We start from the raw sequence: 23,354 nt of genomic DNA, 5'->3' as shown, positions 1-23,354 counted from the left end.
CACGGGGGCCCGGTAGCCTCCCGATCATGACGAACACTCAGCCCGTGCGCGACACCGCCCGCCGTATACGAGACGTGCTCGGCCGGCTCGACGAGGAACAGGACATCTGGGTGTCCACGGCGGACGCGACCGGGGAGCCGTACCTCGTGCCGCTCTCCTTCCTCTGGGACGGCACCCACCTGTGGCTGTGCACGCGCCTCTCCAACCCCACCGGCCGCAACCTCGCGTCCGGCGGCCGGGTACGACTGGCCCTCGGCCACACCCGGGACGTCGTCCTGCTCGACGGCGAGACCGTGACCCTCGGCCCCGACCGGGTCCCGGCCGAGGCGGCGGAGGCGTTCGCGAAGAAGACGGGCTGGGACCCCCGCCGCTCGGGCCCCGCCTACCACTGGTTCCGGGTCCTCCCGACCGAGGTCCAGGCCTGGCACGAGGAACCCGAACTGGTGGGGCGCCACCTCATGCGGGACGGCGTCTGGACGGTCACGCCGGGGTGAAGCCGAGCTGCGCCGGCCGGACGGGTCCGTGGAGCCGGATCCGGAGATCCGTCCCGTCCCGCAGGCGCAGGGGGGCGGTGAGCGTGCGGTACGCGCACGGGCCGCCCGTCGGGGCGAGCTCGATCCGGGCCAGGGGCGTGCCGTCCGTGAGGACCAGTTCGATCGCGCCCTCGCCCGCGGCCGTCACCGCGGCCTCCGTCACCCCGGCCGCGAAGTCGCAGGAACGATGAAGGAGTTCTCCTTCCCGACGCGGCGCGGCCGGGGCCACGGCGTCGCCCGACACCTTCGTGCGGTCCACGACGACCGTGCCCGACTGCTCGTCGTAGTCCGCCGCCGCGAGCCCGTCGGTCAGGACCGACCGCGGGCCCGGCCCCTCGCCGGCCACCTCCACGCGGACCGTGCGCCTGATGTCCGCGCTGGACGCGCCCACCTGGATCCCGTACCCCCCCCCGGGCTCCACCGTCCACCGGCCGTGCGCCACGTCCCCGTACCCGAGGGACGCCGACGGCACCGTGAAGGAGGGGGTCGCCGAGGCGCCCGGGGCGAGTGACGTCCGCTCGTGCGCCACCAGTTCGCGGTGCGGGCGCGGAACCGACGCCGTCACGGACCGGGCGAGCGTGCCGGCGGCCTCGGGCACGGCGTACGGGGAGGAGGAGACGGGGACGGTGCGCGGGTTCGCGGCGTGCGCGGCCCACCACAGCCGGTCCTGGTGGGCGGGGAGCGCGAGGGTCGTCCGGTCCTCGGTCGCCCGGCGGTTGACGTGGGGGTCGTTGCCGGCGACGACGATCACCGTGTCCGCCCCGGCCGCGGCCCGGGCGACCGCCTCCTCGCCCCGCTCGACCGTCTCCACGGAGAACACCTCGGCGGATTCCCGGTCGGCGGCAACCTTCACGCCGTCGGCGGCGACAGAGACGTAGCCACCCGCCCCCACATGCAGAAGGAGGTGACCGCCGCCGTGCGCTTCCCGCCGGAAGGTCTCCTGGATTCGAAGCGCTTCGATGCTCGGTGGGTGGGGAACGGGTGTCACGGTGTGCCGCCCGTCCACCCGGCCTACGGGCGGCGGCTGTCGAAGGATTCGAGGGCCGTTTGCAGCCCCGGGAATCTCCGTGACGACTCTTGCCGCGTCTGTGACGTTCACTTAACCTCGCAGCCATATCGAAGCGCTTCGACTCGACGGTCGACAGCGCCCGTTCGACCGTGCCCAGGGCTCCCGGGGCTCCGCCCCCGCCCGCTCCGCCTCCACCACCGCAGCCGCCCGGCGACACCTCTGGTCGCCGTGCGTCCCGGCGCGTGCCATGAAGGGTTGACGCAATGACGCCGAACGCCGTCTCCACGGGCTCCAGGACATCCACCCCGAGCCGGCGGGGCTTCCTCGCCTCCAGCGCCGTCGCCGCCGTCGCCGTCGCCGGCGGAGCCCCCCTGCTCGCCGCGTGCAGTGAGGGCGGGAGCACCGGGCAGAAGGACGGCACCACCACCGGCAAGGACGCGGCGAAGCTCCTCCCCGCCTTCGTGGCGAGCACGGTCGTCGCGCCCGACGTCGCCCCGAAGAACGGCTCCGCCGCGGGCTTCACCCGCGCCGTCCCGGCCGCCCGGCTGAAGGCCTCCGTGGCCACGAAGAAGGGCAAGGGCGCCGCCCTCACCGTCATGGCGCCGCTCTGGGGCACCCCGCCGTCCCCCGACAACCCCTACTACAAGGCCATGAACGAGGCCATCGGCACCGACGTCACCTGGCAGAACCAGGACGGCAACGTCTACGACCAGAAGCTCGGCGCCGTCCTCGCCTCCAGCGACATCCCCGACGTGGTCGTCGTGCCCGGCTGGAACCTCGGCGGCAAGATCCCCGGCGCGATCAACGCCAAGTTCGAGGACCTCGGCCCGTACCTCTCCGGCGACCGGGTCAAGGCCTATCCGAACCTCGCGGCCATCCCCACCGACGCCTGGCAGCGCTCGATCTTCGGCGGCCGGCTCCGCGGACTGCCCATGCCCGCCTCGTACGTCACCAACATCGCGCCCTTCTACCGCAAGGACCTCTTCGCGACGAAGGGCTGGCAACTCCCCAAGAGCGCCGACGAGTTCCTCGCCCTCGCCAAGGAGATCACCAGCGCCAGGGCGAAGGTGTGGGCCTGCGACGACCTGACCTGGACCGCGTACAACATGTTCGGCGTGCTCTCCGGCAGCGACAAGGCCCTCGGCTGGAACCTCGTCGACGGGAAGCTGGTCAACCGGATCGAGACGCAGGAGTACCTCGAAGCCCTGGCGTGGACCCGCAAGCTCTTCGACGCCGGGGTCGTGCATCCCGACGCCAAGGCGCAGAACCAGGGCGACGCCGGCAACCGCTTCACCTCCGGACAGGTCCTGATCTACAACAACGACCTCTCCCACTGGTACGCCAAGACCTCCGAACAGGCCGCCCAGAACCCGGCGTTCGCCATGGCCGCCATGGACGTCCCCGGCCACGACGGCGGCACCCCGAAGCTCTGGGCCACCAACCCCGCCAACATCTGGGCCTTCGTGAAGAAGGGCAGCTCCCGGGCGGTCGTCGAAGACGTCCTCGCCATCGCCGACTTCACCGCCGCCCCCTACGGAACCAAGGAGCGGATGCTCACCGACTACGGCGTCGAGGGCGTCCACCACACGGTGAAGAACGGCCTGCCCGTCAAGACGGACGCGGGGAACCTGGAGGTCAACAGCTCCTGGATGTTCGTCGCCAGCCCCGCCCCGTACGTCGCCCACCCCGACACCCCGGACGTGACCCGCGCCATGGTCGAGTGGCAGCAGCGCATGGGCGCCCTCACCACCAAGTCCGCCTTCTACGGCATGACCGTCACCGAACCCGCGCAGTGGACCGGCCTCATGAACGACTTCGAGCAGCTGGAGAAGGACATCGTCCGGGGCCGCAGGAGGGTCTCCGACATGCAGCAGGCCGTGTCCGAGTGGAAGAGCAAGGGAGGCGACCGGCTCCGCGACTGGTACCGGATGCTCCTCGACACCACCGGCTCCGCGGCGAGCCGACCGTGAGCACGCTCGACACCAGGACGAAGGACCCGCACGCGGAAGCCGCCGAGGACGGCGGCCGGGCCCGTCGCCGCACGTCCGCGCCCCCGGCCGGGAGGGTTCCCCTCGGCCGGCGGTTCCGGCGCGACCGCACCCTCCTCCTCATGACCGCGCCCGCGCTCGCCCTCGTCGTGGTCTTCCACTACATCCCGATCCTCGGGAACGTCGTCGCCTTCCAGGACTACGACCCGTACGTCTCCACCAACGGCGTCACGGCCGTCCTGGAGAGCCCCTGGGTGGGCCTCGCCCAGTTCGAACGGGTCTTCTCCGACCCGGGGTTCTGGCACGCCGTCGAGAACACCCTGATCTTCTTCCTCCTCCAGCTGCTGCTGTTCTTCCCCGTGCCCATCGCGCTCGCCCTGCTCGTCAACAGCCTCCTCCGCCCCGGGGTCCGCGCGGTCGTCCAGGCCGTCCTGTACCTGCCGCACTTCTTCTCCTGGGTGCTGGTCGTCACCGTCTTCCAGCAGATCCTGGGCGGCGCCGGCGTCATCGCCCAGACCCTGCGCGAACACGGCCACGAGGGCTTCGACCTCATGACCGACCCGGAGGTCTTCAAGTTCCTCGTCACCGCCGAAGGCATCTGGAAGGACGCCGGCTGGGGACTCATCGTCTTCCTCGCCGCGCTCGCCGCGGTCAACCAGGACCTGTACGAGGCCGCCGCCATGGACGGCGCCGGGCGGTGGCGCCGGATGTGGCACGTCACCCTGCCCGCGCTGCGGCCCGTCATCGCCCTGCTCCTCGTCCTGCGCGTCGGCGACGCGCTGACCGTCGGCTTCGAGCAGCTGCTGCTCCAGCGCGACGCGGTCGGGCCCGGGGCCGCCGAGGTCCTCGACACCTTCGTGTGGTGGACCGGCCTGCGCAGCCAGGACTTCAGCTACGCGGCCGCCGCCGGGCTCGTCAAGGGAGTCGTCGGCCTCGCGCTCGTCCTCTCCGCGAACAAGGCCGCCCACCTGATGGGCGAGCAGGGGGTGTACCGGAAGTGACCCGGCCGCGCACATCACGGTGGGCCGCGCCCGCCCGCCCCGTCTGGGAGGAACCGCCCGGCCGCGCCGGACTCGCCGCCAAGGGCGGCGTCCTCGTCCTCGCCTGCCTCGCCGTCCTCTTCCCGCTCTGGATCGTCGTCGTCACCAGCCTGTCGTCGAAGAAGACGATCACGGAGACGGGCGGCCTGGTGATCGTCCCCCGGGACCTCACCCTCGTCGCCTACCAGGAGCTGCTGAGCGGCGGCCAGGTCACCCGGGCGGCGATCGTCAGCGTCGCCGTCACGGTCACCGGCACCCTGTTCTCGACGGCCGTGTCGATCCTCTGCGCGTACGGGCTCTCCCGGCCCGGCTCGCTCGGCCACCGCTTCATCCTGCTGGCCCTGATGGCCACCATGTTCTTCGGGGCCGGACTGATCCCCACGTACCTCCTCGTGCAGACCCTCGGCCTCACCGACACCTATCTCGCGCTGATCCTGCCGAGCGCGGTGAGCGTCTTCAACATCCTGGTCCTGCGCGGATTCTTCATGGGGATCTCGCCCGAACTCGTCGACAGCGCCCGCATCGACGGCGCCGGTGACCTGCGCATCCTCTGGCGGATCGTGATGCCGCTGTCCAGGGCGGTGATCGCCGTCATCACCCTCTTCTACGCGGTCGGTTACTGGAGCGCCTGGTTCAACGCCTCCCTCTACCTCAGCGACCAGAACATGATGCCGCTGCAGAACGTCCTCATCCAGCTCGTCCAGAAGCAGGAGATCCCCGTCGGCCTCGGCCAGGCGGTGAAGGCCGGGAACCTCTCCGGGCTCGCGGTCCAGATGGCCGTCATGGTCCTCGCCCTCCTCCCCGTCGCCGTCCTCGCGCCGTTCGTCCAGAAGCACTTCAGGAAGGGCATGCTCACCGGAGCCGTCAAGGGCTGAGACGCCTTCCGGCCCGGGAAGCTCACGGGCGAGGAGCGGGTCGTCAGTTCCTGACCGCGGGCGGGGGGCCCGAGCTGTCCCGTGCGGTCAGGGCCGGAGCGAGGAGTTCGACCCCGGTGGCGCCCTCGTCGCCGGGCCGGGCGAGGCGGGCGACCAGCCGCTCCACCGCCCTGCGGCCGAGCTCCTGGGCCGGGATCGCCACCGAGCTGAGCGGCACCGAGGCCTGGGCGGCGATCTGGTCGGCGCAGACCGCGACCACCGACACGTCCTCCGGTACGGCCCTGCCCGTGCGGCGCAGCAGGGCGAGGAGCGGCTCGACGGCCGTCTCGTTCTGCACGACGAAGGCGCTGACCGCGGGCCGCTCGTCGAGGATCCGCGCGAGGACGCCGGCCACCGCGTCGTGGCTGCCCTCGCACGGCCGGTGCAGCAGCCGGACGCCGCGCTCGGCCGCCCGGTCCCGCAGCCCGCGCAGGGTCCGCTCGGCGAAGCCCGTGTGCCGCTCGTACACCCCGGGAGACTCGCCGATCACCGCGATCTCCCGGTGTCCGAGGTCCGCCAGATGCTCCACGCACAGGGCACCGGCCGCCGCGAAGTCGAGGTCGACGCAGTTCAGTCCGGCCGGGTCGGCGGGCAGTCCGACGAGGACGGACGGCGGACCCGCCGTACGCAGGAGGGGCAGCCGCTCGTCGTCGAGCTGCACGTCCATCAGGATCACCGCCTCGGCGAGACCGCTGCCGGTGACCCGGCGCAGCGCCGGCGGTCCTTCCTCGCCGGTGAGGAGCAGGACGTCGTAGCCGTGGGCGCGGGCGGTGGTGGCGACGGCGACCGCGATCTCCAGCATCACCGGCACGTACATGTCGGTGCGCAGCGGCACCATGAGCGCGATGATCCCGGAGCGGCTGCTGGCGAGCGCGCGGGCGCCGGCGTGGGGCTGGTAGCCGAGCTGCTCGATGCTCGCCCGCACCCGCCGGCGGGTGAGGTCGGAGATGGGCCGCTTGCCGCTGAGGACATAGCTCACCGTGCTCGCCGAGACTCCGGCGTGCCGGGCAACCTCGGCAAGGGTGACCATCCGTTCTCCCCGGGGCCAGGACGCGGCTGCGTCCATGGTGAATCGCTTCGACGTGAAGGGGCGAGTGATCGCTTCGGCGATCCAAGCCGACCGTAGTGCGGAGGAGTTGGGGTGTCCAGATGTGCGGCGGGGGAATATCGAAGCGCTTCGATGTCTCCCTTGGTGTCGTGGTCTACCGAACGGTTCAGTCTTGACAGTGAACTGGTCGGTGTAGTTCTGTCGTTCCCGGGGGCGGCACGGGCCGCCGGCCGTGACGAGGGAGGCGGAGAGATGTTCGCGGTGGTGTACCGGTGGCGGGTGCGTCCGGGCAGGGAGCAGCTGCTCGTCGACGGCTGGCACCGGGTGACCGTGGCGATCCACCAGGAGTGCGGAAGCTACGGCTCCCGGCTCCACAAGGCGGACGACGGGACCTGGGTGGCGTACGCCCGCTGGCCCGACCGGGAGACCCGGGAGAAGTGCGGGACCCCCGATCCGGAGGGCGAGGCGATGATGCGGGAGGCGATCGCGGAGTACTTCCCCGAGACGCGCCTCACCCTCGTCGACGACCTGCTCGCCGAGCCGGAGGCCGACTGAGGGGCCGCCCGAGCGGACGGCCGAGGGGTCGACCGAAGGGCAGGACAGGGCCGGGGCGCAGGGGGGGCGCAGGGGGGAGACGGCTCGCGGGGGTGTCGGCGGGAAGGTGTCCGCGCTAGTCTCTGTCCGCGATTTCGATCGCTGTACGGGATATCGAACAGCGCGAGGGTGGGGTGGGGCTCATGGGACGACTCGTTCCGGCGGTGACCAGGGCATTCGACATACTGGAGCTCTTCCTCCAGGGCGACGCCACGCTGTCCGCCCCCGAGATCACCCGCAGGCTCGGGCTGCCGCGCACCACCACCCACGAGCTGGTCACCACCCTGACCGCCCGCAACTACCTCGTGCCGGTGCCGGGACAGCCCGGCCGCTACCGGCTCGGCGTCCGCACGTACCAGCTCGGCAGCCGGTACGCGGAGCAGCTCGACCTCGCCGCCGAGGGGCACCAGGTCGCCCGCGAGGTGGCCGACACCTGCGGCGAGACCGTCCACGTCGCGGTCCTCGAGGACACGGACGTCATCTACATCGCCAAGGTGGACTCCAGCCATGCGGTACGGATGGTCTCGGCGGCCGGCCGCCGCCTCCCCGCCCACTGCACCGCCGTCGGCAAGATGCTCCTCGCCACCCTTCCCGAGGTCGAGCTCGACGAGCGCCTCGAAGGGCGCGAACTCGTCGGCATGACGCCCCGGAGCCTCACCGACCCGGACGCGCTGCGCGCCGCGCTCGCGGAGATCCGGATCCTCGGTGTCGCCGTCGAGCAGCAGGAGTCCAACCCCGACGTCAGCTGCGTCGCCGCACCCGTGCGGGACCGCTCGGGCCGGGTCGTCGCGGCGCTGTCCGTCTCCGTGCCGGTGCTCCGCTGGAACGAGGACAAGGAGAACGAACTCACGGCCCTCGCGGTCAGGGGCGCCGGTGAACTGTCGGCCCGCCTGGGCCACCGGCAGGTGCGCTGACTCACCTACCGACACCGGCACCGGCACCGGCACCGGCGGCGCCCGCGCGTCCGCCGGCGTCGGTGGTGTCCGCGCGCCCCGCGCCCTTGCGTTCGCGCGGCTGGCGCATGCGGCTGACCGGGCCGAAGACCTCCCGGTCGTCGAGGAAGCCCTCCAGGGCGAAGGCGGCCGCACCCCGCGTCACCGCGTTGTGCGGCACCGCGCTGCGCCGCAGGGTCGCAGCCCGGTGCGGCAGCGGCAGGACGTGCCGGGCGACCGCCTCGTAGGTGGCGTCGAGCAGGCGCTCGCCGAGCAGGTCCACGACCTGGTTGCCGAGGACGAGCACCCGGGGGTTGAGCAGGTTGACCAGATTGGCCACCGCCGCGCCCAGATGGCGTGCGGTCCGGTCGACGACGGCCTCGGCCACCGGGTCCCGCTCCGCCGCCGCGCGCGCCAGGGCGGCGACCGTCGCCGCGTCGTCCGCCCCCGTCGCCCGCTCGTCGCCGGGGGCGAGTTCGCGCCAGGTCTGCGCGATCCCCCGGGTGGAGACGTACGCCTCCACACAGCCCCGGTTGCCGCAGGTGCACAGCCGGCCGTCGACGGCGAGGCAGGTGTGACCCCACTCGCCCGCGCTGTTGGTGAAGCCCCGGTAGAGCTGCCCGTCGATCGCGATCCCGGCGCCGACACCGGCGCGCAGGGTGACCACCACCAGGTCGTCGACCTCCCGCCCGGCACCGAACCACAGCTCGGCGACCGTGCTGGCGCGCAGCGGGTTGTCGAGCCGGAGGGGCAGCCCGAGACGCTCGTCGAGCAGGGACCGCAGCGGCACCTCGCTCCAGGACCAGTACGGGGAGTACGAGGAGACGCCGCCCTCGCGCTCCACCATGCCCGGCACGCTCACCCCGGCCCCGAGGACCCGTTCGCGGGGCACGCCGGAGCCGTTCAGGAGCTCCTCGACGCAGGCGGCGAGCTGCTCGACCACGTCGGTGGGCCTGACGTCGCCGGGGGGGAGGGGGCGCTCGACCGAGTGCCGGACCTCCAGGGCCAGGTCGAAGAGCTCCGCGTGGACGGCGGTCTCGGCGATGTCGATGCCGATCAGCGCGCCCCGCTCGGCGTTGACGGCGAGCCGCGCGCGGGGGCGGCCTCCGCTGGAGTCCTCGTGGCCGGCCTCGACGAGGACCCCGGCCTCCAGGAGCTCGGCGGTGAGGTTGGCGACGGTGGCGAAGGAGAGGCCGGTCGCCGCCGCGAGGTCCTGACGGCTCATCGCGCCCGTTCCCGCGTAGAAGCGTCGCAGGACCTCGAAGCGGTTGAGGCGGCGAATCTCCTGCGACGTCCGCTTGATCATCTGTGCTGTCCTCCGCTCGACCTGCCCGTGCCCCACTCTCACCGGATCTTATTCAAAGGGTTGGAAGAAGGGGAGCGGAGGTTATTTACAACCGTTAGACGAAGCCGTAGTTTTTCTCGCGCCGCACCAGTCGCCGACCGAGGAGGCCAGATGCACCACCTCAGGGCCGTACCCTGCTCCCCCCTGCCCGGACGCCTGACGGAAGGACCCGTCTGGGACACCCGGCGCCAGGAACTCCTGTGGGTGGACATCCCCGAGGGGCTCGTCCACCGGGCCGCACTGTCACCCGGCGAGGAGCCGCCGGAGCTCGCGCACCTCGGCACCCTCCGCTTCGACCGGGCCGTCGGCGCCGCCCTGCCCTGCGCCTCCGGCGCCCTCCTCGCCGCCGCCGGCACGTCCTTCCTGCACCTGGCGGACGGCCGGCCCGTCGCCGAGGCCGTCGAACTCGCCGCGCCCGCGCTTCCGGACGACGGCATCCCGCGCCGCATGAACGACGCCGCCGTCGACCCCGCCGGGCGACTCCTCGCCGGAACCATGGCGTACGACGAGAGCCCCGGCGCCGGCGCCCTCTACCGCCTCGACCGCGACGGGCTCGTCACCCTGGTCGACTCCGTCACCATCTCCAACGGCCTCGGCTGGAGCCCCGACGGCACCCGCCTCTACTACGCCGACAGCCCCACCGGCCGCGTCGACGTCTTCGCCTACGACCCGGAGACCGGCACCCCGAGCGACCGCCGCCCCTTCGCCGTCCTCGACCGGGGCGTCCCGGACGGCCTCGCCGTCGACAGCGAGGGCCGCGTCTGGGTCGCCGTCTGGGGAGGCGGCGAAGTCCTCGCCTTCGCGCCCGACGGCAGCCTCCACGCGCGCGTGGAGGTCCCCGCCTCCCACGTCACCAGCTGCGCCTTCGCCGGACCCGGGCTCGACGTCCTGGTCATCACGACGGCCTCCGTGGGCCTCGACGAGGCCCGCCTGCGCGCCGAACCCGACGCGGGCCGCCTCTTCGTCTGCCGCCCCGGCGCGACGGGCCTGCCCACCACCCCGTACGCCGACCACTGACCCGTAGGGGGTGTCGTGCCGATCAGGCCGGGCTCGCGGCGTCCGGCACCGCGCCTCGCCGCGTCGTCGTCGGCCGGCATGGCTCCGCCATGACTCCCTCCTCCGCCTTGCGATCCGTCCCCTCGGCCCTGGCGGGCCCGGGGAGACCCCGGGCACCAGACGCCGCCCCCCGATCCGGCCTGATCGACACGACACCCCCTGCCTCCCCCAAGGAAGAAGCCCATGACCACCCCGCACGACGGGCTGCGCGCCGCCCTCGACGCCGTCCCCGTCATCGCGATCCTCCGCTCCGCCTCCGCCACCCGCTTCGCCGAAGTCACCGACACCCTCCTGGCCTCAGGCGTCCGCGCCGCCGAGTTCACCCTCACCACCCCCGGCGTGCTCGACGCCCTGCGCGAGTACGCCGCCGACGCCCCGCCCGGACTCGCCCTCGGCGCCGGCACGGTCACCACGCCCGCCGAGGCACAGGCGGCCGTCGAGGCCGGAGCCACCTACCTCATCACCCCGACCACCTCCACCGAGGTCATCGCCGAGGCCGTCCGCCTGGGCGTCCCGGTGCTCCCCGGCGCGTACACCCCGACCGAGATCCTCACCGCCTGGCGGGCGGGCGCCACCATGGTGAAGCTCTTCCCCGCCGCCACCGGCGGACCCGAGTACCTCCGCGCCGTCCGCGCCCCGCTGCCCGAGGTCCCCCTCGTCCCGACCGGCGGCATCGGCGCCGCCGAGGCTCCCGCCTACCTCGCCGCCGGCGCCGCCGCCCTCGGCATCGGCAGCCCCCTCGTCGGCGACGCCTGCGAGGGCGGTTCCCTGGCGGCCCTGACCGAGCGCGCCGCCGCCCTCCTCGACGGGATACGCCGATGAGCGCGAGCCCTTCACTCGTCACCCTCGGCGAGGCCATGGCCGTCGTCGCCGCCACCGAACCCGGGCCGTTCGCCAACGGCGCCCCGGCCCGCCTCGGCTGGGCCGGCGCCGAGGCGACCGTCGCCGTCGGCGTCAGCCGGCTCGGACACCCGGCGGCCTGGACGGGCCGAGTGGGCGACGACGCCATGGGCGCGATGGTCCTCGCCGGGCTGCGCGCCGAGGGCGTCGACGTCTCCACCGCCCGCACCGACCCGGCCGCGCCCACCGGTCTGATGCTCAGGGAACGCCGCACCGCCGACCGCCTCCGCGTCACCTACTACCGGTCCGGTCTCGCCGGCTCCCGGCTCGCCCCCGAGGACCTCGACGAGGCCCGGATCGCCGCGGCCCGGATCCTCCATGTCACCGGCATCACCCCGGCGTTGAGCGCCACCGCGCGCGCCGCCGTCGCACACGCCGTCGCCCTGGCCCGCGCCGCCGGGGTCACCGTCTCCTTCGACGTCAACCACCGCGAACGGCTCTGGAGCCGCGCCGAGGCCACCGACGTGCTCGCCCGCCTCCTTCCGTACGCCGACATCGTCTTCGCCGGACCCGAGGAAGCCGCCCTGTTCGTGCCCGAGGACGAGCCCGAACGGATGGCCCGCGCCCTCACCCGGCTCGGCCCGCGGCAGGCCGTCCTGAAGCTCGGCGCCGAGGGAGCCCTCGCCGTCGTCGGCGACGAGCTCCACGTCCGGCCGGCCGTGCCCGTCACCGCCGTCGACCCCGTCGGCGCGGGCGACGCCTTCGTCTCCGGCTACCTCGCCGCCGTCCTCGACGGTTCCCCGCCCGCGGAACGCCTCCGCCTCGCCGCCCTCTGCGGAGCCTTCGCCGTCTCCGTACCGGGCGACTGGGAGGGCCTCCCGCGCCGCGCCGAACTCGACCTCCTCACGGGCCAGGACATCACCCGCTGACCCGCCCCGCAGACACCAGGAACCCACCCCCATGAACCGTTTCTCCGGACAGACCGCCGTCGTCACCGGCGCGGCCTCCGGCATCGGCGCCGCCAGCGCCGCCCGCCTCGCCGCCGAGGGCGCCGCGGTGCTCGTCTCCGACATCGCCGACGAGGCCGGCGAGGCCGTCGCCGCAGCCATCCGGGCCGACGGCGGCCGAGCCGCCTACGTCCGCTGCGACGTCTCCTCCGAAGCCGACTGGAAAGCCCTCCGGGAAGAGGCCCACGCCCGCTTCGGCCCCGTGAGCGTCCTCCACAGCAACGCCTTCTTCCACACCCAGGCCGCCGCCCACCAACTCCCCGTCGCCACCTGGGACCGGGAGATGGCCGTCAACCTGCGCGCCCTCTACTTCGCCACGCGCGTCTTCCTCGACGACCTGCGCGCCGAGCGCGGCAGCCTCGTCGCCACCTCCAGCGTCCACGCCGCCTTCGGCCTGCCCGGCTACGCCGCGTACGCCGCCGCGAAGGGCGGGATGTGCGCGCTCGTCCGCCAGCTCGCCGTCGAGTACGGCCCCGAGGTCCGCTTCAACTCCGTGCTGCCGGGCCCGATCCTCACCGACGTGTGGAACGAGGTCGACGAGGAGGGACGACGGATCTCCGCCGACGCCACCGCCCTCGCCCGGCTCGGCCGCCCCGAGGAGGTCGCGGCCGCCGTCGCCTTCCTCGCCTCCGCCGACGCCGCCTACATCACCGGAACCGACCTGGTCGTCGACGGCGGCTGGACCGTGAAGAAGGAGTCCAAGTGACCAAGGGACTGCAAGCGAGGAAGGACGCCAAGTGACCAAGGGACTGCAAGTGCAGAAGGACGCCAAGTGACCAAGGGACTGCAAGTGAAGAAGGACGGCAAGTGAAGATCACCGCCCTGCGCACCTACCTCGTCGCCCCCCGCTGGTGCTTCCTGCGCATCGACACCGACGAGGGCATCACCGGCTGGGGCGAGCCCGTCGTCGAGGGCCGCGCCCACACCGTCGCCGCCGCCGTCGAGGAACTCTCCGACTACCTCGTCGGCCAGGACCCCATGAAGATCGAGGACCACTGGCAGGTCCTCACCAAGGGCGGCTTCTACCGTGGCGGCCCGGTCCTCTCCAGCGCCGTCGCCGGCATCGACCAGGCCCTCTGGGACATCACCGGCAAGGCCCTCGGCGTCCCCGTGTGGCAGCTCCTCGGCGGCAACGTCCGCGACCGCGCCCGCGTCTACAGCTGGATCGGCGGCGACCGTCCCGACGAGGTCGCGAGCGAGGCCCTGGCCCGCAGGAACGAGGGCTTCACCGCCATCAAGATGAACGCCTCCGCCCAGCTGCGGCTCATCGACACCCCGGCCGCCACCCAGGGCATCGTGGACCGCGTCGCCTCCATCCGCGAGGCCGTCGGCGACGAGTTCGACATCGCGATCGACTTCCACGGCCGCCTCACCGCCCCGATGGCCCGCCGGGTCCTGCCGCTCCTGGAGCCGTACCTGCCCTTCTTCGTGGAGGAGCCGGTCGTCCCCGAGATGAGCGACCACATCGGCGACATCGTCCGCTCCACCTCCATCCCCGTCGCGACCGGCGAACGCCTCTACTCCCGCTGGGACTTCAAGAAGGTCCTCGCCCAGGGGATCGCCGTCGCGCAGCCCGACCTCTCGCACGCGGGCGGCATCTCGGAGGTCCGCAGGATCGCCGCGATGGCGGAGGCGTACGACGTCTCCCTCGCCCCGCACTGCCCGCTGGGCCCGATCGCGCTCGCCTCCTGCCTCCAGGTCGGCTTCGCCGCGCCGAACCTCCTCATCCAGGAGCAGAGCCTCGGCATCCACTACAACACCGGCTCCGATCTGCTCGACTACCTCGTCGACCCCACGGTCTTCCGGTACGAGGACGGCCACGTGGCCCTGCCGACCGGCCCCGGCCTCGGGATCGAGGTCGACGCGAAGGCGGTCGAACGGGCCGCCGAGGTGGGCCACCGCTGGCGCAACCCGGCCTGGCGCCGGGACGACGGCTCGCTGGCCGAGTGGTAGCCGGAACGCGCCGAGGGGGCGGGCCCGTGAACGGGCCCGCCCCCTCTCATGCCGTACGGATCAGCGGTGCGCCAGCACCCCGGCCGCCGGCAGCAGCCTGCTGTCGTAGTCGAACAGGGCCTGGTTCTCCCAGCCGTTGCCCGAGGAGGGGTCGGCCGGGTCCCAGCCGTTGCCCGCGACGGCCGTCCAGGTCGGCTCCCAGTAGACGACGCCGAGACCGCGGCCGTTCGGCACGGCCTCGACGACGTTCATGACGTCCCGCAGCCAGGCCGTCTGGCCCGCACTGCTCGCCGGGTAGCCGGAGACCAGCTCGGAGGAGAGGTCGATGATGTTCTCGTGGGCGTCCTCGCTGTCCAGACGGAACGGGTACGCGGTCTCCGCGACCATCACCTTCTTGCCGTAACGCGCCGAGATGTCGTCGAGGTTGGCCTGGAGCGAGGACAGCGCGCCGTGCCAGTAGCCGTAGAAGGACAGCGCGATGACGTCGTAACTCACGCCCTGCGCCGTCGCGTTGTCGAACCAGGTGCGGTAGAGAGTGTTGTCGCCGCCGTTGGCGAGGTGCAGCGCGATCTGGGTGCTCGACGAGACCGCCTTGGCCGCCGAGATCCCGGACTTGAGCAGGCCGGCGAGCTGGGACCAGTTGCTCGTGGAGCCCTCGGGCCAGAGCATGCCGGTGTTGATCTCGTTGCCGATCTGCACCATGTCCGCCGTCGTGCCCTGCGCCTTGAGGGCGTTGAGGACGTCGTACGTGTGGTCGTACACGTCGGTCTTCAACCGGCTGTACGAGTGGCCCGACCAGGCGGCGGGCTTGGTCTGCGCGCCGGGGTCGGCCCAGATGTCGGAGTAGTGGAAGTCGACGAGGAGCTTCATGCCCTGTGCCTTGATCCGCTTGGCGGTCGCGAGGACGCGGGCCTTGTCGTTGTAGCCGTCCGCCGGGTTCACCCACACCTTGAGCCGGCCGTAGGTGGCGCCCGCGTTCCTGAGGAGGGCGACCGGGTCGCCGGTCACGCCGGCGCTCGACTTGTACGTCCCGCCGAGGTCCTCGCTCTTCTTCAGCGCGGACAGGTCGACGCCCTTCACGGTGAGCCCGGTCGTTCCGGAGGTGAAGGCGAGATCGTCGACGTTGATCCAATTGCCGGCGTTGGCATCCGAGTTGACGCTGACCGTGCAGGCCCCGCCGACGACCTTGACCGGGGTGACGATCCGTATCCAGCCGCTCGACGTCACCGGCAGGTCGGTGCGCTGTTCGGCGGAGCCGCAGTTGCGCAGGGCGAGATAGGCGGAGTTCTGTCCGCCGCCGGAGCGGACCCAGGCGCTGAGGGTGTAGTCGCCGTCGGTGAGACCGGAGAGGTACTGGTACGTCTCCACCTTGTACGCGGCGGAGGACCAGTGGGAGAGGCGGTAGCCGCCGCTGTGCCCTCCGGCCTCGGTGAAGGAGGCGGAGTTCTGCCCGGCGGCCGAGTAGGTGGACCAGCCGGAGGGGGTGGCGGTCCCGGTGCCGTCGGCCTCGAAACCCGTGTTGGTGAGGGTGGAGGCCGCTTCGGCCCGGTGGGCCGCCGGGAGCGGTGCCAGGAGCAGGGCGCCGAGCGCGGCGGCGAGGGCCGTGGCGCGCAGGCGGATGCGGCTGCGGACGGGGTGCATCGTCGAGTCCCTTCGACGGTGGCGGATGTGAGTGTCGTGCGGTGGTTCCTTGCGGTGGTACGGCTCACCCGGGGGCGGCGCAGCGGGTGCGGGCCGCCCCCGGGGAGTTCAGGGGGTGGGGCTCAGGCGTCGAGGCGTACGACCCTGACGGCGCCGGCCGGGACGGCGAGCCTGCCGTCCGCCGCGTCACCGTGGAGGAGCTCGGTACCGGAGCCGTCCAGCGGCACCTCGGCGTCCTCGGCGGAGTGGTTCAGGGCGAAGACGTACCGCTGTCCGGCGTCCCCGGCGCGGTGCACGACCTCCAGGTCGTGGGGGAGTGCGGTGCGCGGGGCGACCCCGGCGTCCTCGCAGGCGGCGGCGAGGATCGCGTCGAGCGAGGCCGCGTCGAGGCGGGTGGAGACGTACCAGGCGGTGCCCCGGCCGAGCCGGTGCCGGGTGACGGCGGGCCCGCCGGCGGCCGGGCCGTCCGCGTAGGTCCACACGGTCTCCGCCCCGCGCGGGCGGACGAACTCCGTCCAGACGTCGGCGGTGAGCGTGGCGCCGTCCGGCCCGGTGACCGTCACGCGCTGGTCGTCCAGGAGCGGGGACCACTCGTCCACGGTGAGGCCGAGGACCTCGCGCAGGGCTCCCGGGTAGGCGCCCGGGTGGACGGCGTCGTGTTCGTCGACGATCCCGGAGAAGTACGAGACGACGAGGGTGCCGCCGTTCTCGACGTACTCGCGGAGGTTCTGGCCGGCGGCCTCGGTGGTGAGGTAGAGCGCCGGCACGACGACCAGCGGGTAGGCCGAGAGGTCGGACTCGGGGTGCGCGAAGTCGACGGTGAGGTGCCGGTCGTAGAGGGTCTCGTAGAAGCTGTCGGCGCGCTCGCGGGCCTCGTGGGCCGCGTTCGGCCGCCATTCCAGGTTCTGCGCCCACCAGGAGTGCCAGTCCCAGACCATGGCGACGTCCGGGACGGTCCGGCTGCCGCGCACCTCCTCCAGGGCCTCGAGACCGGCGCCGAGGGCGACGACCTCGCGCCAGATCCGGGTGTCGGTGCCGCCGTGCGGGACCATCGCGGAGTGGAACTTCTCGGCGCCGCGCCGGGACTGGCGCCACTGGAAGAACATGGCGCCCTCGGAGCCGCGGGCGACGTGGGCGAGGGAGTTGCGGGCCATCTCGCCGGGGCGCTTGGCCGGGTTGCGGGCCTGCCAGTTCACGCCGGAGGTGGAGTGCTCCAGGAGCAGCCAGGGCGCGCCGCCGGCGACGGAGCGGGTGAGGTCGGCGGCCATGGCGAGGTTGACGTGGGTGCGGCGGCCGTCGGTCATCAGGTAGTGGTCGTTGGTGACGAGGTCGACCTCGCGTCCCCAGGCCCAGTAGTCGATGGAGTCGCACTGGCTGAGCGCGGTCATGAAGTTGGTGGTGACGGGGATGTCCGGGGTCAGTTCATGGAGGATGTCCCGTTCCGTCCGGAAGTTCTCCCGGATGGTGGCGTCGGCGAAGCGGCGGTAGTCGAGCTGCTGGGCCGGGTTGCCGACGGTGGGGGTGGCGCGGGGCGGGTCGACCTCCTCGTACGAGCCGTAGTGCTGGCCCCAGAAGGCGGTGCCCCAGGCCTCGTTCACGGCGTCCACGGAGCCGTACGTCTCGTGGAGCCAGCGGCGGAAGTGGGCGGCGCAGCTGTCGCAGTAGCAGGCGCTGACGGGCACGCCGTACTCGTTGTGGACGTGCCAGAGGGCGAGTGCCGGGTGGCTGCCGTAGCGCCGGGCCAGTGCGGTGGTGATCCCGGCCGCGGCGGCGCGATAGGCGGATGAACTGTGGCAGATCGCCCCGCGTGAGCCGTACGAGAGGCGGACGCCCTCGGCGGTGACGGGCAGGGCCTCGGGGTGGGCGCGGTAGAACCAGGCGGGCGGCGCGACGGTGGGGGTGCCGAGGTCGACGCGGACGCCGTTCTCGTGGAGCAGGTCGAGGACCCGGTCGAGCCAGCCGAAGTCGTACCGGCCGGGCTCGGGTTCGAGCAGGGCCCAGGAGAAGATCCCGACGCTCACCATGGTGACGCCGGCCTCGCGCATCAGCCGGACGTCCTCCTGCCAGACGCTTTCCGGCCACTGTTCGGGGTTGTAGTCCCCGCCGAACGCGAGCCGGTGCAGGCCCTTGGGAACGGTCTGCGGCATGAGTCTCTCCTGAAACCTCGGAAGTTGAAAGCTTTGGTTCGTTGGGAACGTGCACACACTCGATCTCGATGTGGCAACGCAACATAACCGCACACGAACAACCATTGACAAGTGTCCGGAACGTTTCTCTACTGTGAACGCTCACAGATGCATGACCGGCCATCCCGCTCCAGGGAGAGGCCCCTTTTTCGGTCAGGGAGAAGTACCCCATGCCTCACATCTCGCGCCGCGGACTCGCCGCCGCCACCGCCGTCCTGCTCGGTGCCACCGCGCTCTCCGCCTGCGGTTCCTCCGACTCCGGCGACAAGGCGGGCGCCGAGTCCGGCCCCGTCTCGCTCACCTACTGGGCCTGGGCGCCCGGCATGGACAAGGTCGCCGCCCTCTGGAACGCCGAGCACCCCGACGTCAAGGTCACCGTGCAGAAGCAGGCCTCCGGCGACGACCTCGTCACCAAGATCATCACCGCGACCAAGGCGCACAAGGGCCCCGACCTCGTCCAGGCCGAGTACCAGGCCCTCCCGACCCTCGTCAGCAACGACTCCCTGGCCGACATCGCCCCCGAGGTCCCGCAGAACGTCAGGAACGCCTTCGCCCCCGGCCTCTGGCAGCAGACCACCCTCGGCGGCGACGGCGTCTACGCCCTGCCGCAGGACTCCGGGCCGCTGATGTTCTTCTACCGCGAGGACCTCTTCAAGCAGTACGGCCTCTCCGTCCCCACCACCTGGGACGAGTTCGCCGCCACCGCCCGCACCCTGAAGAAGAAGGCCCCCGGCAAGTCACTGACCACCTTCTCCGCCAACGACGCCGGCCTCTTCGCCGGCCTCTCCCAGCAGGCCGGCGCCAAGTGGTGGACCTTCGAGGGCGACAAGTGGAAGGTCGGCATCGACGACGCCGCCACCAAGAAGGTCACCGACTTCTGGGGCGGCCTGGTCGCCGAGGGCGCCATCGACAACCAGCCCATGTACACCCCCGCCTGGAACAAGGCCATGAACACCGGCGAGCAGCTCGCCTGGGTCAGCGCCGTCTGGGCCCCCGGCACCCTCACCACCGCCGCCCCCGACGGCAAGGGCAAGTGGGCCATGGCCCCGCTCCCGCAGTGGACCGAGGGCGCCCACGCCACCGGCAGCTGGGGCGGCTCCTCCACCGCCGTCACCTCCGACTCGAAGCACAAGGAGGCCGCCGCGAAGTTCGCCATCTGGCTGAACACCGACCCGAAGGCCCTCGCCGCCCTCGTCAAGGAGAGCGGCATCTACCCCGCCGCCACCGCCGCCCAGACCAGCGGCGCCCTCGCCAAGGCCCCCGACTACTTCGCCAACCAGCCCGACTTCTACACCCGCGCCGCCGAGATCGCGAAGACCACCGCGCCGGGCGCCTGGGGCCCCAACGTGAACGTCGCCTACACCTCCTTCAAGGACGAGTTCGGCAAGGCCGCCAAGGCCAGGTCCGACTTCGGCACCGCCCTCACGGCCGTGCGGAACACCACCGTCACGGACCTGGAGAAGCAGGGCTTCGGAGTCGCCAAGTGACGCAGCCCCACCAGGGCGCGCGCCGGCCGTACGGGGTCAAGGCGGCCCCGTACGGCTTCCTCCTCCCCGCCGCCGTCCTCTTCGCCCTCTTCTTCGCCCTGCCCATCGGCTACGCGGTCTGGCTCAGCTTCCACAAGGTCGAGATCAAGGGCCTCGGCCTCGGCAAGGGAGCCAGGCACGAGGTCTGGGCCGGCCTGGAGAACTACACCTCCGCCCTCACCGACTCCGAGTTCCTCCACAGCGCCCTGCGCGTCCTCGGCTACGGCGCGATCGTCGTCCCCGTCATGCTCGGCCTCGCCCTGTTCTTCGCGCTCCTGCTCGACTCCGAGCGCGTCCGGGCCCGCTCCTTCGCCCGCCTCGCGATCTTCCTGCCGTACGCCGTCCCCGGCGTCATCGCCGCGCTCCTCTGGGGCTTCCTCTACCTCCCCGACGTCAGCCCCTTCCTCTACCTCCTCGACGCCCTCGGCCTCCCGCAGCCCGACCTCATGGACGGCGGCGCGCTCTACCTGGCGATGTCCAACATCGCGATCTGGGGCGGCACCGGCTTCAACATGATCGTCATCTACACCGCGCTGCGCTCCCTGCCCGCCGAGGTGTACGAGGCGGCCAAGCTCGACGGCTGCTCCGAGCTCCAGATCGCGCTCCGCATCAAGATCCCGATGGTGACGCCCTCCCTGGTCCTCACCTTCTTCTTCTCGATCATCGCCACCCTCCAGGTCTTCAACGAGCCCATGACGCTCAAGCCGCTCACCAACGGCATCCCCTCCACCTGGAGCCCCCTCATGAAGGTCTACAGCGACGCCTTCACCGGCGGGAACATCCACGCCGCCTCGGCCACCGCCGTCGTGCTCGCCCTCGCCACCTTCGCGCTCTCCTTCGCCCTCCTGAGGGTCTCCAACCGCCGCACCGCACAAGGAGCAAGCCGATGAACGGGCTCGCCTCCCCGATCCGCGCCGCCGCCCCGGCCGCCGGCACCACCCCCGGCACCCCCCAGGGCCCGCCGCCCCGCCCCCGCCGCACCGCCCTGCTGCCCACGGCGGCCCTCGTCCTCGGCGCGCTGTACTGCCTGCTGCCCGTCGCCTGGGTCGTGGTCGCCGCCACCAAGTCGGGCCAAGACCTCTTCGCCACCTTCACCTTCCTGCCCGGCGACGGCTTCGCCGACAACCTCGGCGACCTGAACACGTACCGCGAGGGCATCTACTGGCGCTGGATGGGCAACTCCGTCTTCTACGCGGGCCTCGGCGCCGTCCTGTCCACCGTCGTCTCCGCGTTCGCCGGATACGCCTTCGCCGTCTACCGCTTCCGCGGCCGCGAGGCCTTCTTCAACCTGATCCTCACCGGCGTCCTCATGCCGCCCGTCATCCTCGCCATCCCGCAGTACCTCCTCATGGCCGAGGCCGACCTGACGGACACCTACGCGTCGGTCCTGCTCCCGCTGATCCTCTCCCCGTACGGCGTCTACCTCGGCCGCATCTACGCCGAGGCCGCCATCCCCATGGAACTGGTCGAGGCGGGCCGCATGGACGGCGCCGGAGAGTGGCGGATCTTCCTGCGGATCGCCGTCCCCATGATGTCCCCGGGCCTCGTGACGATCTTCCTGTTCCAGTTCGTCGCCATCTGGAACAACTTCCTGCTGCCCTTCATCATGCTCGGCGACGACGAGAAGTTCCCCATGACCGTGGGCCTGTTCACCCTCCTCAAGCAGGGCGCCAGCCAGCCCTCCCTCTACACCCTCGTCATCACCGGAGCCCTCCTCGCCATCGCCCCGCTCATCGCCCTGTTCCTCGTCATCCAGCGCTTCTGGAGCCTCGACCTGCTCTCCGGCGCCGTAAAGTCCTGACCACAGGGGATCGAGGGGAAACACACAGCATGAGCACTGCAGCGAGCAGGCGCCGCCCGGCGACCATCCACGACGTGGCCCGCGAGGCCGGGGTCTCGCGCGGCACCGTCTCCCGCGTCCTCAACGGCGGCCACTACGTCAGCCCGACGGCGAAGGCCGCCGTCGACGCCGCGATCCGAAGAACGGGATACGTCGTCAACCGGCACGCCCGCTCGCTGATCACCGGCAAGTCCGACTCGGTCGCCTTCCTCCTGACCGAACCCCAGGAGCGCTTCTTCGAGGACCCCAACTTCAACGTCCTCCTCAGGGCCTGCACCCAGGCCCTCGCCGCCCAGGACATCCCGCTGCTCCTGATGATCGCGGGCACCGAGGACGAACGCCGCCGCAACCTCCGCTACATCGAGGCCGGCCACGTCGACGGCGTCCTCCTCGTCTCCAGCCACTCCGGCGATCCCGTGGTGGCCCGGCTGCACGAGGCCGGCGTCCCCGTCGTCGCCTGCGGCAAGCCCCTCGGCCAGACCACCAAGATCGGCTACGTCGCCGCCGACGACCGGGACGGCGCCCGCGACATGGTGCGCCACCTGTACGCGACCGGGCGGCGCCGGATCGCCACCGTCACCGGCCCGCTCGACACCCCCGGCGGCGTCGAGCGCCTCGCCGGCTACCGCGAGACGCTCGCCGAACACGGCCTGCCCGTCGACGAGACCCTCGTCGCCACCGGCGACTACAGCCGCGCCAGCGGCGAGGACGCGGCCCGCGCCCTCCTGGAGCGCGCACCCGACATCGACGCCGTCTTCGTCGCCTCCGACCTCATGGCGCAGGGCGTCCTCGACGCGCTCGCCCGGGCCGGCCGGCGGGTCCCCGAGGACGTCGCCGTCGGCGGCTTCGACGACTCCCCGGCGGCGCTCTCCTCCCGGCCCTCGCTGACGACGATCCGTCAGCCCTGGGACCGGATCAGCACCGAGATGGTCCGGACGCTCCTCGCGCGGATAGCGGGCGAGGACCCGGTGACGGTCATCCTGCCGACGGAGCTGGTCCGCCGGGAGTCGGCGTAGCGGGGCCGCCCGTCACCAGGATCACCTCAAGGGTCCGCGGCCCGTGGACGCCCTCCACCCGGTCGAGCTCGATGTCGCTGGTCGCGGAGGGACCGGAGATCCAGGTCAGCGGGCGGGCCGGGTCGAGCCGGGGGAGCGCGAGCGGCACCGAGGCCACCACCTGCTCCGGGGCCCGCACCACGCAGAGGTGCAGATCGGGGACGAGGGTGAGCGCCCGGCGGCCCTGGCCGGGACCGCCGTCCAGGACGATGCTGCCGGTCTCGGCGATCGCCAGCGCACACCCCGTCACCACGGCATCCGTGCCGTCGAGGTCGTACGGCGTCAGCCGGGGCTCGTCGAACCGCCGCACGGCCTCCGCCGCGGCGAGCCACTCCTCGGGCAGCCCGGGCGGTACGACGACACTGCGCGCGCCGTGCTCCGCGAGGAGCCGCGCGACGAGCCCGGCGAGGCCGTCCGGTGCGGTGCGGTGGACATGGGCCCGGTAGTCGGCGAGGTTCTCGTGGAGGAGATCGAGGAGCCTGGCCCGGTCGTCCGGGGTGTGGCTGGTCCGGTAGTCGCGGGCCACGGGCACGGCCTCGGGGGCGTCCGCGACGGCGGCACGGATCCGGGCGAGGATGCGTGCGCGGGAGTTCTGGCTCACGGGCGGTCTCCTGTGCGGTTCTTCTTCCACCAGTCGCGGAACGGTGCGTCGGGCATCTTTGGCAGGTCGCGGCTCTCCGTCCACTGCCGGGCCCCGGGTCCGGGCAGTTTCTTCGGGTGCAGTGCGCGGGTCTTGGAGGCGAGGCGTTCGGCGGCCGCGAGGACGTCGGGGTGGTTGAGGACCCAGGTGGAGGCCTTGATGGCGGTCTTCTCCAGTCGGTGGCCTGGTCCTCCCTGCTCGGCGACT

General features: G+C 72.4%; 21 protein-coding genes and 1 pseudogene. 15 read left to right on the top strand and 7 right to left on the bottom strand.

Translation table 11 applies throughout. The annotated features are described in order from the left end of the window. Nucleotides 1–26 precede the first annotated feature (26 nt). Complete coding sequence (locus ACF07V_RS19615) at nucleotides 27–494, top strand: pyridoxamine 5'-phosphate oxidase family protein (protein ID WP_392155712.1); 468 nt, start codon at nucleotides 27–29, stop codon at nucleotides 492–494. Here the strand turns inward: ACF07V_RS19615 and ACF07V_RS19610 are convergent. After that, a pseudogene (locus ACF07V_RS19610) lies at nucleotides 481–1,479 on the bottom strand (fibronectin type III-like domain-contianing protein); the annotation flags it as partial. The gene ACF07V_RS19615 and the pseudogene ACF07V_RS19610 sit on opposite strands and share 14 nt — an antisense overlap. 326 nt (nucleotides 1,480–1,805) lie before the next feature. Here ACF07V_RS19610 and ACF07V_RS19605 point away from each other — a divergent pair. Genes ACF07V_RS19605 through ACF07V_RS19595 form a run of 3 tightly spaced genes read left to right on the top strand, consistent with a single transcriptional unit; the run spans nucleotide 1,806 to nucleotide 5,445 of the window. Further along, a complete protein-coding gene (locus ACF07V_RS19605; RefSeq protein WP_392155710.1) occupies nucleotides 1,806–3,512 on the top strand; it encodes a Tat pathway signal sequence domain protein in 1,707 nt (568 codons plus the stop codon). Then, nucleotides 3,509–4,531: an ABC transporter permease gene (locus ACF07V_RS19600; RefSeq protein ID WP_392155708.1), complete on the top strand. Its 1,023-nt coding sequence runs from the start codon at nucleotides 3,509–3,511 to the stop codon at nucleotides 4,529–4,531. The genes ACF07V_RS19605 and ACF07V_RS19600 overlap by 4 nt, the downstream gene beginning before the upstream one ends. Beyond that, nucleotides 4,528–5,445, top strand: a complete 918-nt coding sequence (locus ACF07V_RS19595; protein WP_392155707.1) for a carbohydrate ABC transporter permease — start codon at nucleotides 4,528–4,530, stop codon at nucleotides 5,443–5,445. The genes ACF07V_RS19600 and ACF07V_RS19595 overlap by 4 nt, the downstream gene beginning before the upstream one ends. A gap of 43 nt (nucleotides 5,446–5,488) precedes the next feature. Here the strand turns inward: ACF07V_RS19595 and ACF07V_RS19590 are convergent, their stop codons facing one another. Beyond that, nucleotides 5,489–6,514, bottom strand: coding sequence for a LacI family DNA-binding transcriptional regulator (locus ACF07V_RS19590; RefSeq protein ID WP_392155705.1), 1,026 nt, complete (start codon nucleotides 6,512–6,514; stop codon nucleotides 5,489–5,491). 270 nt (nucleotides 6,515–6,784) lie between these two features. Here ACF07V_RS19590 and ACF07V_RS19585 point away from each other — a divergent pair, with 270 nt between their 5' ends. Next, nucleotides 6,785–7,087: an antibiotic biosynthesis monooxygenase gene (locus ACF07V_RS19585; protein ID WP_392155703.1), complete on the top strand. Its 303-nt coding sequence runs from the start codon at nucleotides 6,785–6,787 to the stop codon at nucleotides 7,085–7,087. 182 nt (nucleotides 7,088–7,269) lie between these two features. After that, nucleotides 7,270–8,040: an IclR family transcriptional regulator gene (locus ACF07V_RS19580; RefSeq protein WP_392155701.1), complete on the top strand. Its 771-nt coding sequence runs from the start codon at nucleotides 7,270–7,272 to the stop codon at nucleotides 8,038–8,040. 1 nt (nucleotide 8,041) lies between these two features. On the opposite strand, the gene ACF07V_RS19575 is transcribed toward ACF07V_RS19580, so the two are convergent. Continuing rightward, a complete protein-coding gene (locus tag ACF07V_RS19575; RefSeq protein ID WP_392155699.1) occupies nucleotides 8,042–9,364 on the bottom strand; it encodes an ROK family protein in 1,323 nt (440 codons plus the stop codon). A 150-nt stretch (nucleotides 9,365–9,514) separates the two neighbouring features. Between ACF07V_RS19575 and ACF07V_RS19570 the strand changes: the two genes are divergently transcribed. The 5 genes from ACF07V_RS19570 (at nucleotide 9,515) to dgoD (ending at nucleotide 14,259) form a co-directional block, all read left to right on the top strand. Continuing rightward, nucleotides 9,515–10,420, top strand: coding sequence for an SMP-30/gluconolactonase/LRE family protein (locus ACF07V_RS19570; RefSeq protein ID WP_392155697.1), 906 nt, complete (start codon nucleotides 9,515–9,517; stop codon nucleotides 10,418–10,420). A 222-nt stretch (nucleotides 10,421–10,642) separates the two neighbouring features. Beyond that, nucleotides 10,643–11,281: a bifunctional 4-hydroxy-2-oxoglutarate aldolase/2-dehydro-3-deoxy-phosphogluconate aldolase gene (locus tag ACF07V_RS19565; protein ID WP_392155695.1), complete on the top strand. Its 639-nt coding sequence runs from the start codon at nucleotides 10,643–10,645 to the stop codon at nucleotides 11,279–11,281. Beyond that, nucleotides 11,278–12,228, top strand: coding sequence for a sugar kinase (locus ACF07V_RS19560; protein WP_392155693.1), 951 nt, complete (start codon nucleotides 11,278–11,280; stop codon nucleotides 12,226–12,228). The genes ACF07V_RS19565 and ACF07V_RS19560 overlap by 4 nt, the downstream gene beginning before the upstream one ends. 31 nt (nucleotides 12,229–12,259) lie before the next feature. Then, nucleotides 12,260–13,012 (top strand): SDR family NAD(P)-dependent oxidoreductase, encoded by a 753-nt coding sequence (locus ACF07V_RS19555; RefSeq protein ID WP_392155691.1) that lies wholly within the window; start codon nucleotides 12,260–12,262, stop codon nucleotides 13,010–13,012. A 101-nt stretch (nucleotides 13,013–13,113) separates the two neighbouring features. Then, nucleotides 13,114–14,259 carry a galactonate dehydratase gene (gene dgoD, locus ACF07V_RS19550; RefSeq protein ID WP_392155689.1) on the top strand — a complete coding sequence of 382 codons (1,146 nt, stop codon included), beginning with the start codon at nucleotides 13,114–13,116 and terminating at the stop codon, nucleotides 14,257–14,259. Between the two features lie 60 nt (nucleotides 14,260–14,319). Here dgoD and ACF07V_RS19545 read toward each other — a convergent pair whose 3' ends face one another. Beyond that, nucleotides 14,320–15,900, bottom strand: a complete 1,581-nt coding sequence (locus ACF07V_RS19545) for an arabinogalactan endo-beta-1,4-galactanase (RefSeq protein WP_392155687.1) — start codon at nucleotides 15,898–15,900, stop codon at nucleotides 14,320–14,322. A 122-nt stretch (nucleotides 15,901–16,022) separates the two neighbouring features. Next, entirely contained in the window at nucleotides 16,023–18,047 is a 2,025-nt protein-coding gene (locus ACF07V_RS19540; RefSeq protein WP_392155685.1) for a beta-galactosidase, read from the bottom strand. A 209-nt stretch (nucleotides 18,048–18,256) separates the two neighbouring features. On the opposite strand from ACF07V_RS19540, the gene ACF07V_RS19535 reads away from it, so the two are divergent. Genes ACF07V_RS19535 through ACF07V_RS19520 form a run of 4 tightly spaced genes read left to right on the top strand, consistent with a single transcriptional unit; the run spans nucleotide 18,257 to nucleotide 22,468 of the window. Then, nucleotides 18,257–19,573 carry an ABC transporter substrate-binding protein gene (locus ACF07V_RS19535; protein WP_392155683.1) on the top strand — a complete coding sequence of 439 codons (1,317 nt, stop codon included), beginning with the start codon at nucleotides 18,257–18,259 and terminating at the stop codon, nucleotides 19,571–19,573. Then, nucleotides 19,570–20,502, top strand: coding sequence for a carbohydrate ABC transporter permease (locus ACF07V_RS19530; RefSeq protein WP_392155681.1), 933 nt, complete (start codon nucleotides 19,570–19,572; stop codon nucleotides 20,500–20,502). The genes ACF07V_RS19535 and ACF07V_RS19530 overlap by 4 nt, the downstream gene beginning before the upstream one ends. Then, nucleotides 20,499–21,413 (top strand): carbohydrate ABC transporter permease, encoded by a 915-nt coding sequence (locus tag ACF07V_RS19525; protein ID WP_392155679.1) that lies wholly within the window; start codon nucleotides 20,499–20,501, stop codon nucleotides 21,411–21,413. The genes ACF07V_RS19530 and ACF07V_RS19525 overlap by 4 nt, the downstream gene beginning before the upstream one ends. A gap of 29 nt (nucleotides 21,414–21,442) precedes the next feature. Further along, nucleotides 21,443–22,468, top strand: a complete 1,026-nt coding sequence (locus ACF07V_RS19520) for a LacI family DNA-binding transcriptional regulator (RefSeq protein ID WP_392155678.1) — start codon at nucleotides 21,443–21,445, stop codon at nucleotides 22,466–22,468. Here ACF07V_RS19520 and ACF07V_RS19515 read toward each other — a convergent pair. Then, nucleotides 22,428–23,108: a lactate utilization protein C gene (locus tag ACF07V_RS19515; RefSeq protein WP_392155676.1), complete on the bottom strand. Its 681-nt coding sequence runs from the start codon at nucleotides 23,106–23,108 to the stop codon at nucleotides 22,428–22,430. The genes ACF07V_RS19520 and ACF07V_RS19515 overlap by 41 nt on opposite strands. Continuing rightward, on the bottom strand, nucleotides 23,105–23,354 hold a 250-nt coding region (locus ACF07V_RS19510; protein WP_392155674.1), incomplete at its 5' end, for a lactate utilisation protein LutB domain-containing protein. The genes ACF07V_RS19510 and ACF07V_RS19515, both read right to left, overlap by 4 nt.

Source organism: Streptomyces sp. NPDC015661 (assembly GCF_043077765.1).
In the GTDB taxonomy this organism is placed as follows: Bacteria; Actinomycetota; Actinomycetes; order Streptomycetales; family Streptomycetaceae; genus Streptomyces.
The sequence above is the reverse complement of the archived record's forward strand: the minus strand, read 5'-3'. Positions and strand labels throughout refer to the sequence as shown.

Bases quoted from the DNA above. Each gene is read 5' to 3' on its own strand.
- ACF07V_RS19545 (WP_392155687.1), bottom strand. From the start codon at position 15,900: ATGCACCCCGTCCGCAGCCGCATCCGCCTGCGCGCCACGGCCCTCGCC.
- ACF07V_RS19555 (WP_392155691.1), top strand. From the start codon at position 12,260: ATGAACCGTTTCTCCGGACAGACCGCCGTCGTCACCGGCGCGGCCTCC.
- ACF07V_RS19575 (WP_392155699.1), bottom strand. From the start codon at position 9,364: ATGATCAAGCGGACGTCGCAGGAGATTCGCCGCCTCAACCGCTTCGAG.
- ACF07V_RS19520 (WP_392155678.1), top strand. From the start codon at position 21,443: ATGAGCACTGCAGCGAGCAGGCGCCGCCCGGCGACCATCCACGACGTG.
- ACF07V_RS19565 (WP_392155695.1), top strand. From the start codon at position 10,643: ATGACCACCCCGCACGACGGGCTGCGCGCCGCCCTCGACGCCGTCCCC.
- ACF07V_RS19615 (WP_392155712.1), top strand. From the start codon at position 27: ATGACGAACACTCAGCCCGTGCGCGACACCGCCCGCCGTATACGAGAC.
- ACF07V_RS19585 (WP_392155703.1), top strand. From the start codon at position 6,785: ATGTTCGCGGTGGTGTACCGGTGGCGGGTGCGTCCGGGCAGGGAGCAG.
- ACF07V_RS19540 (WP_392155685.1), bottom strand. From the start codon at position 18,047: ATGCCGCAGACCGTTCCCAAGGGCCTGCACCGGCTCGCGTTCGGCGGG.
- ACF07V_RS19580 (WP_392155701.1), top strand. From the start codon at position 7,270: ATGGGACGACTCGTTCCGGCGGTGACCAGGGCATTCGACATACTGGAG.
- ACF07V_RS19525 (WP_392155679.1), top strand. From the start codon at position 20,499: ATGAACGGGCTCGCCTCCCCGATCCGCGCCGCCGCCCCGGCCGCCGGC.
- ACF07V_RS19560 (WP_392155693.1), top strand. From the start codon at position 11,278: ATGAGCGCGAGCCCTTCACTCGTCACCCTCGGCGAGGCCATGGCCGTC.
- ACF07V_RS19535 (WP_392155683.1), top strand. From the start codon at position 18,257: ATGCCTCACATCTCGCGCCGCGGACTCGCCGCCGCCACCGCCGTCCTG.
- ACF07V_RS19570 (WP_392155697.1), top strand. From the start codon at position 9,515: ATGCACCACCTCAGGGCCGTACCCTGCTCCCCCCTGCCCGGACGCCTG.
- ACF07V_RS19590 (WP_392155705.1), bottom strand. From the start codon at position 6,514: ATGGTCACCCTTGCCGAGGTTGCCCGGCACGCCGGAGTCTCGGCGAGC.
- ACF07V_RS19605 (WP_392155710.1), top strand. From the start codon at position 1,806: ATGACGCCGAACGCCGTCTCCACGGGCTCCAGGACATCCACCCCGAGC.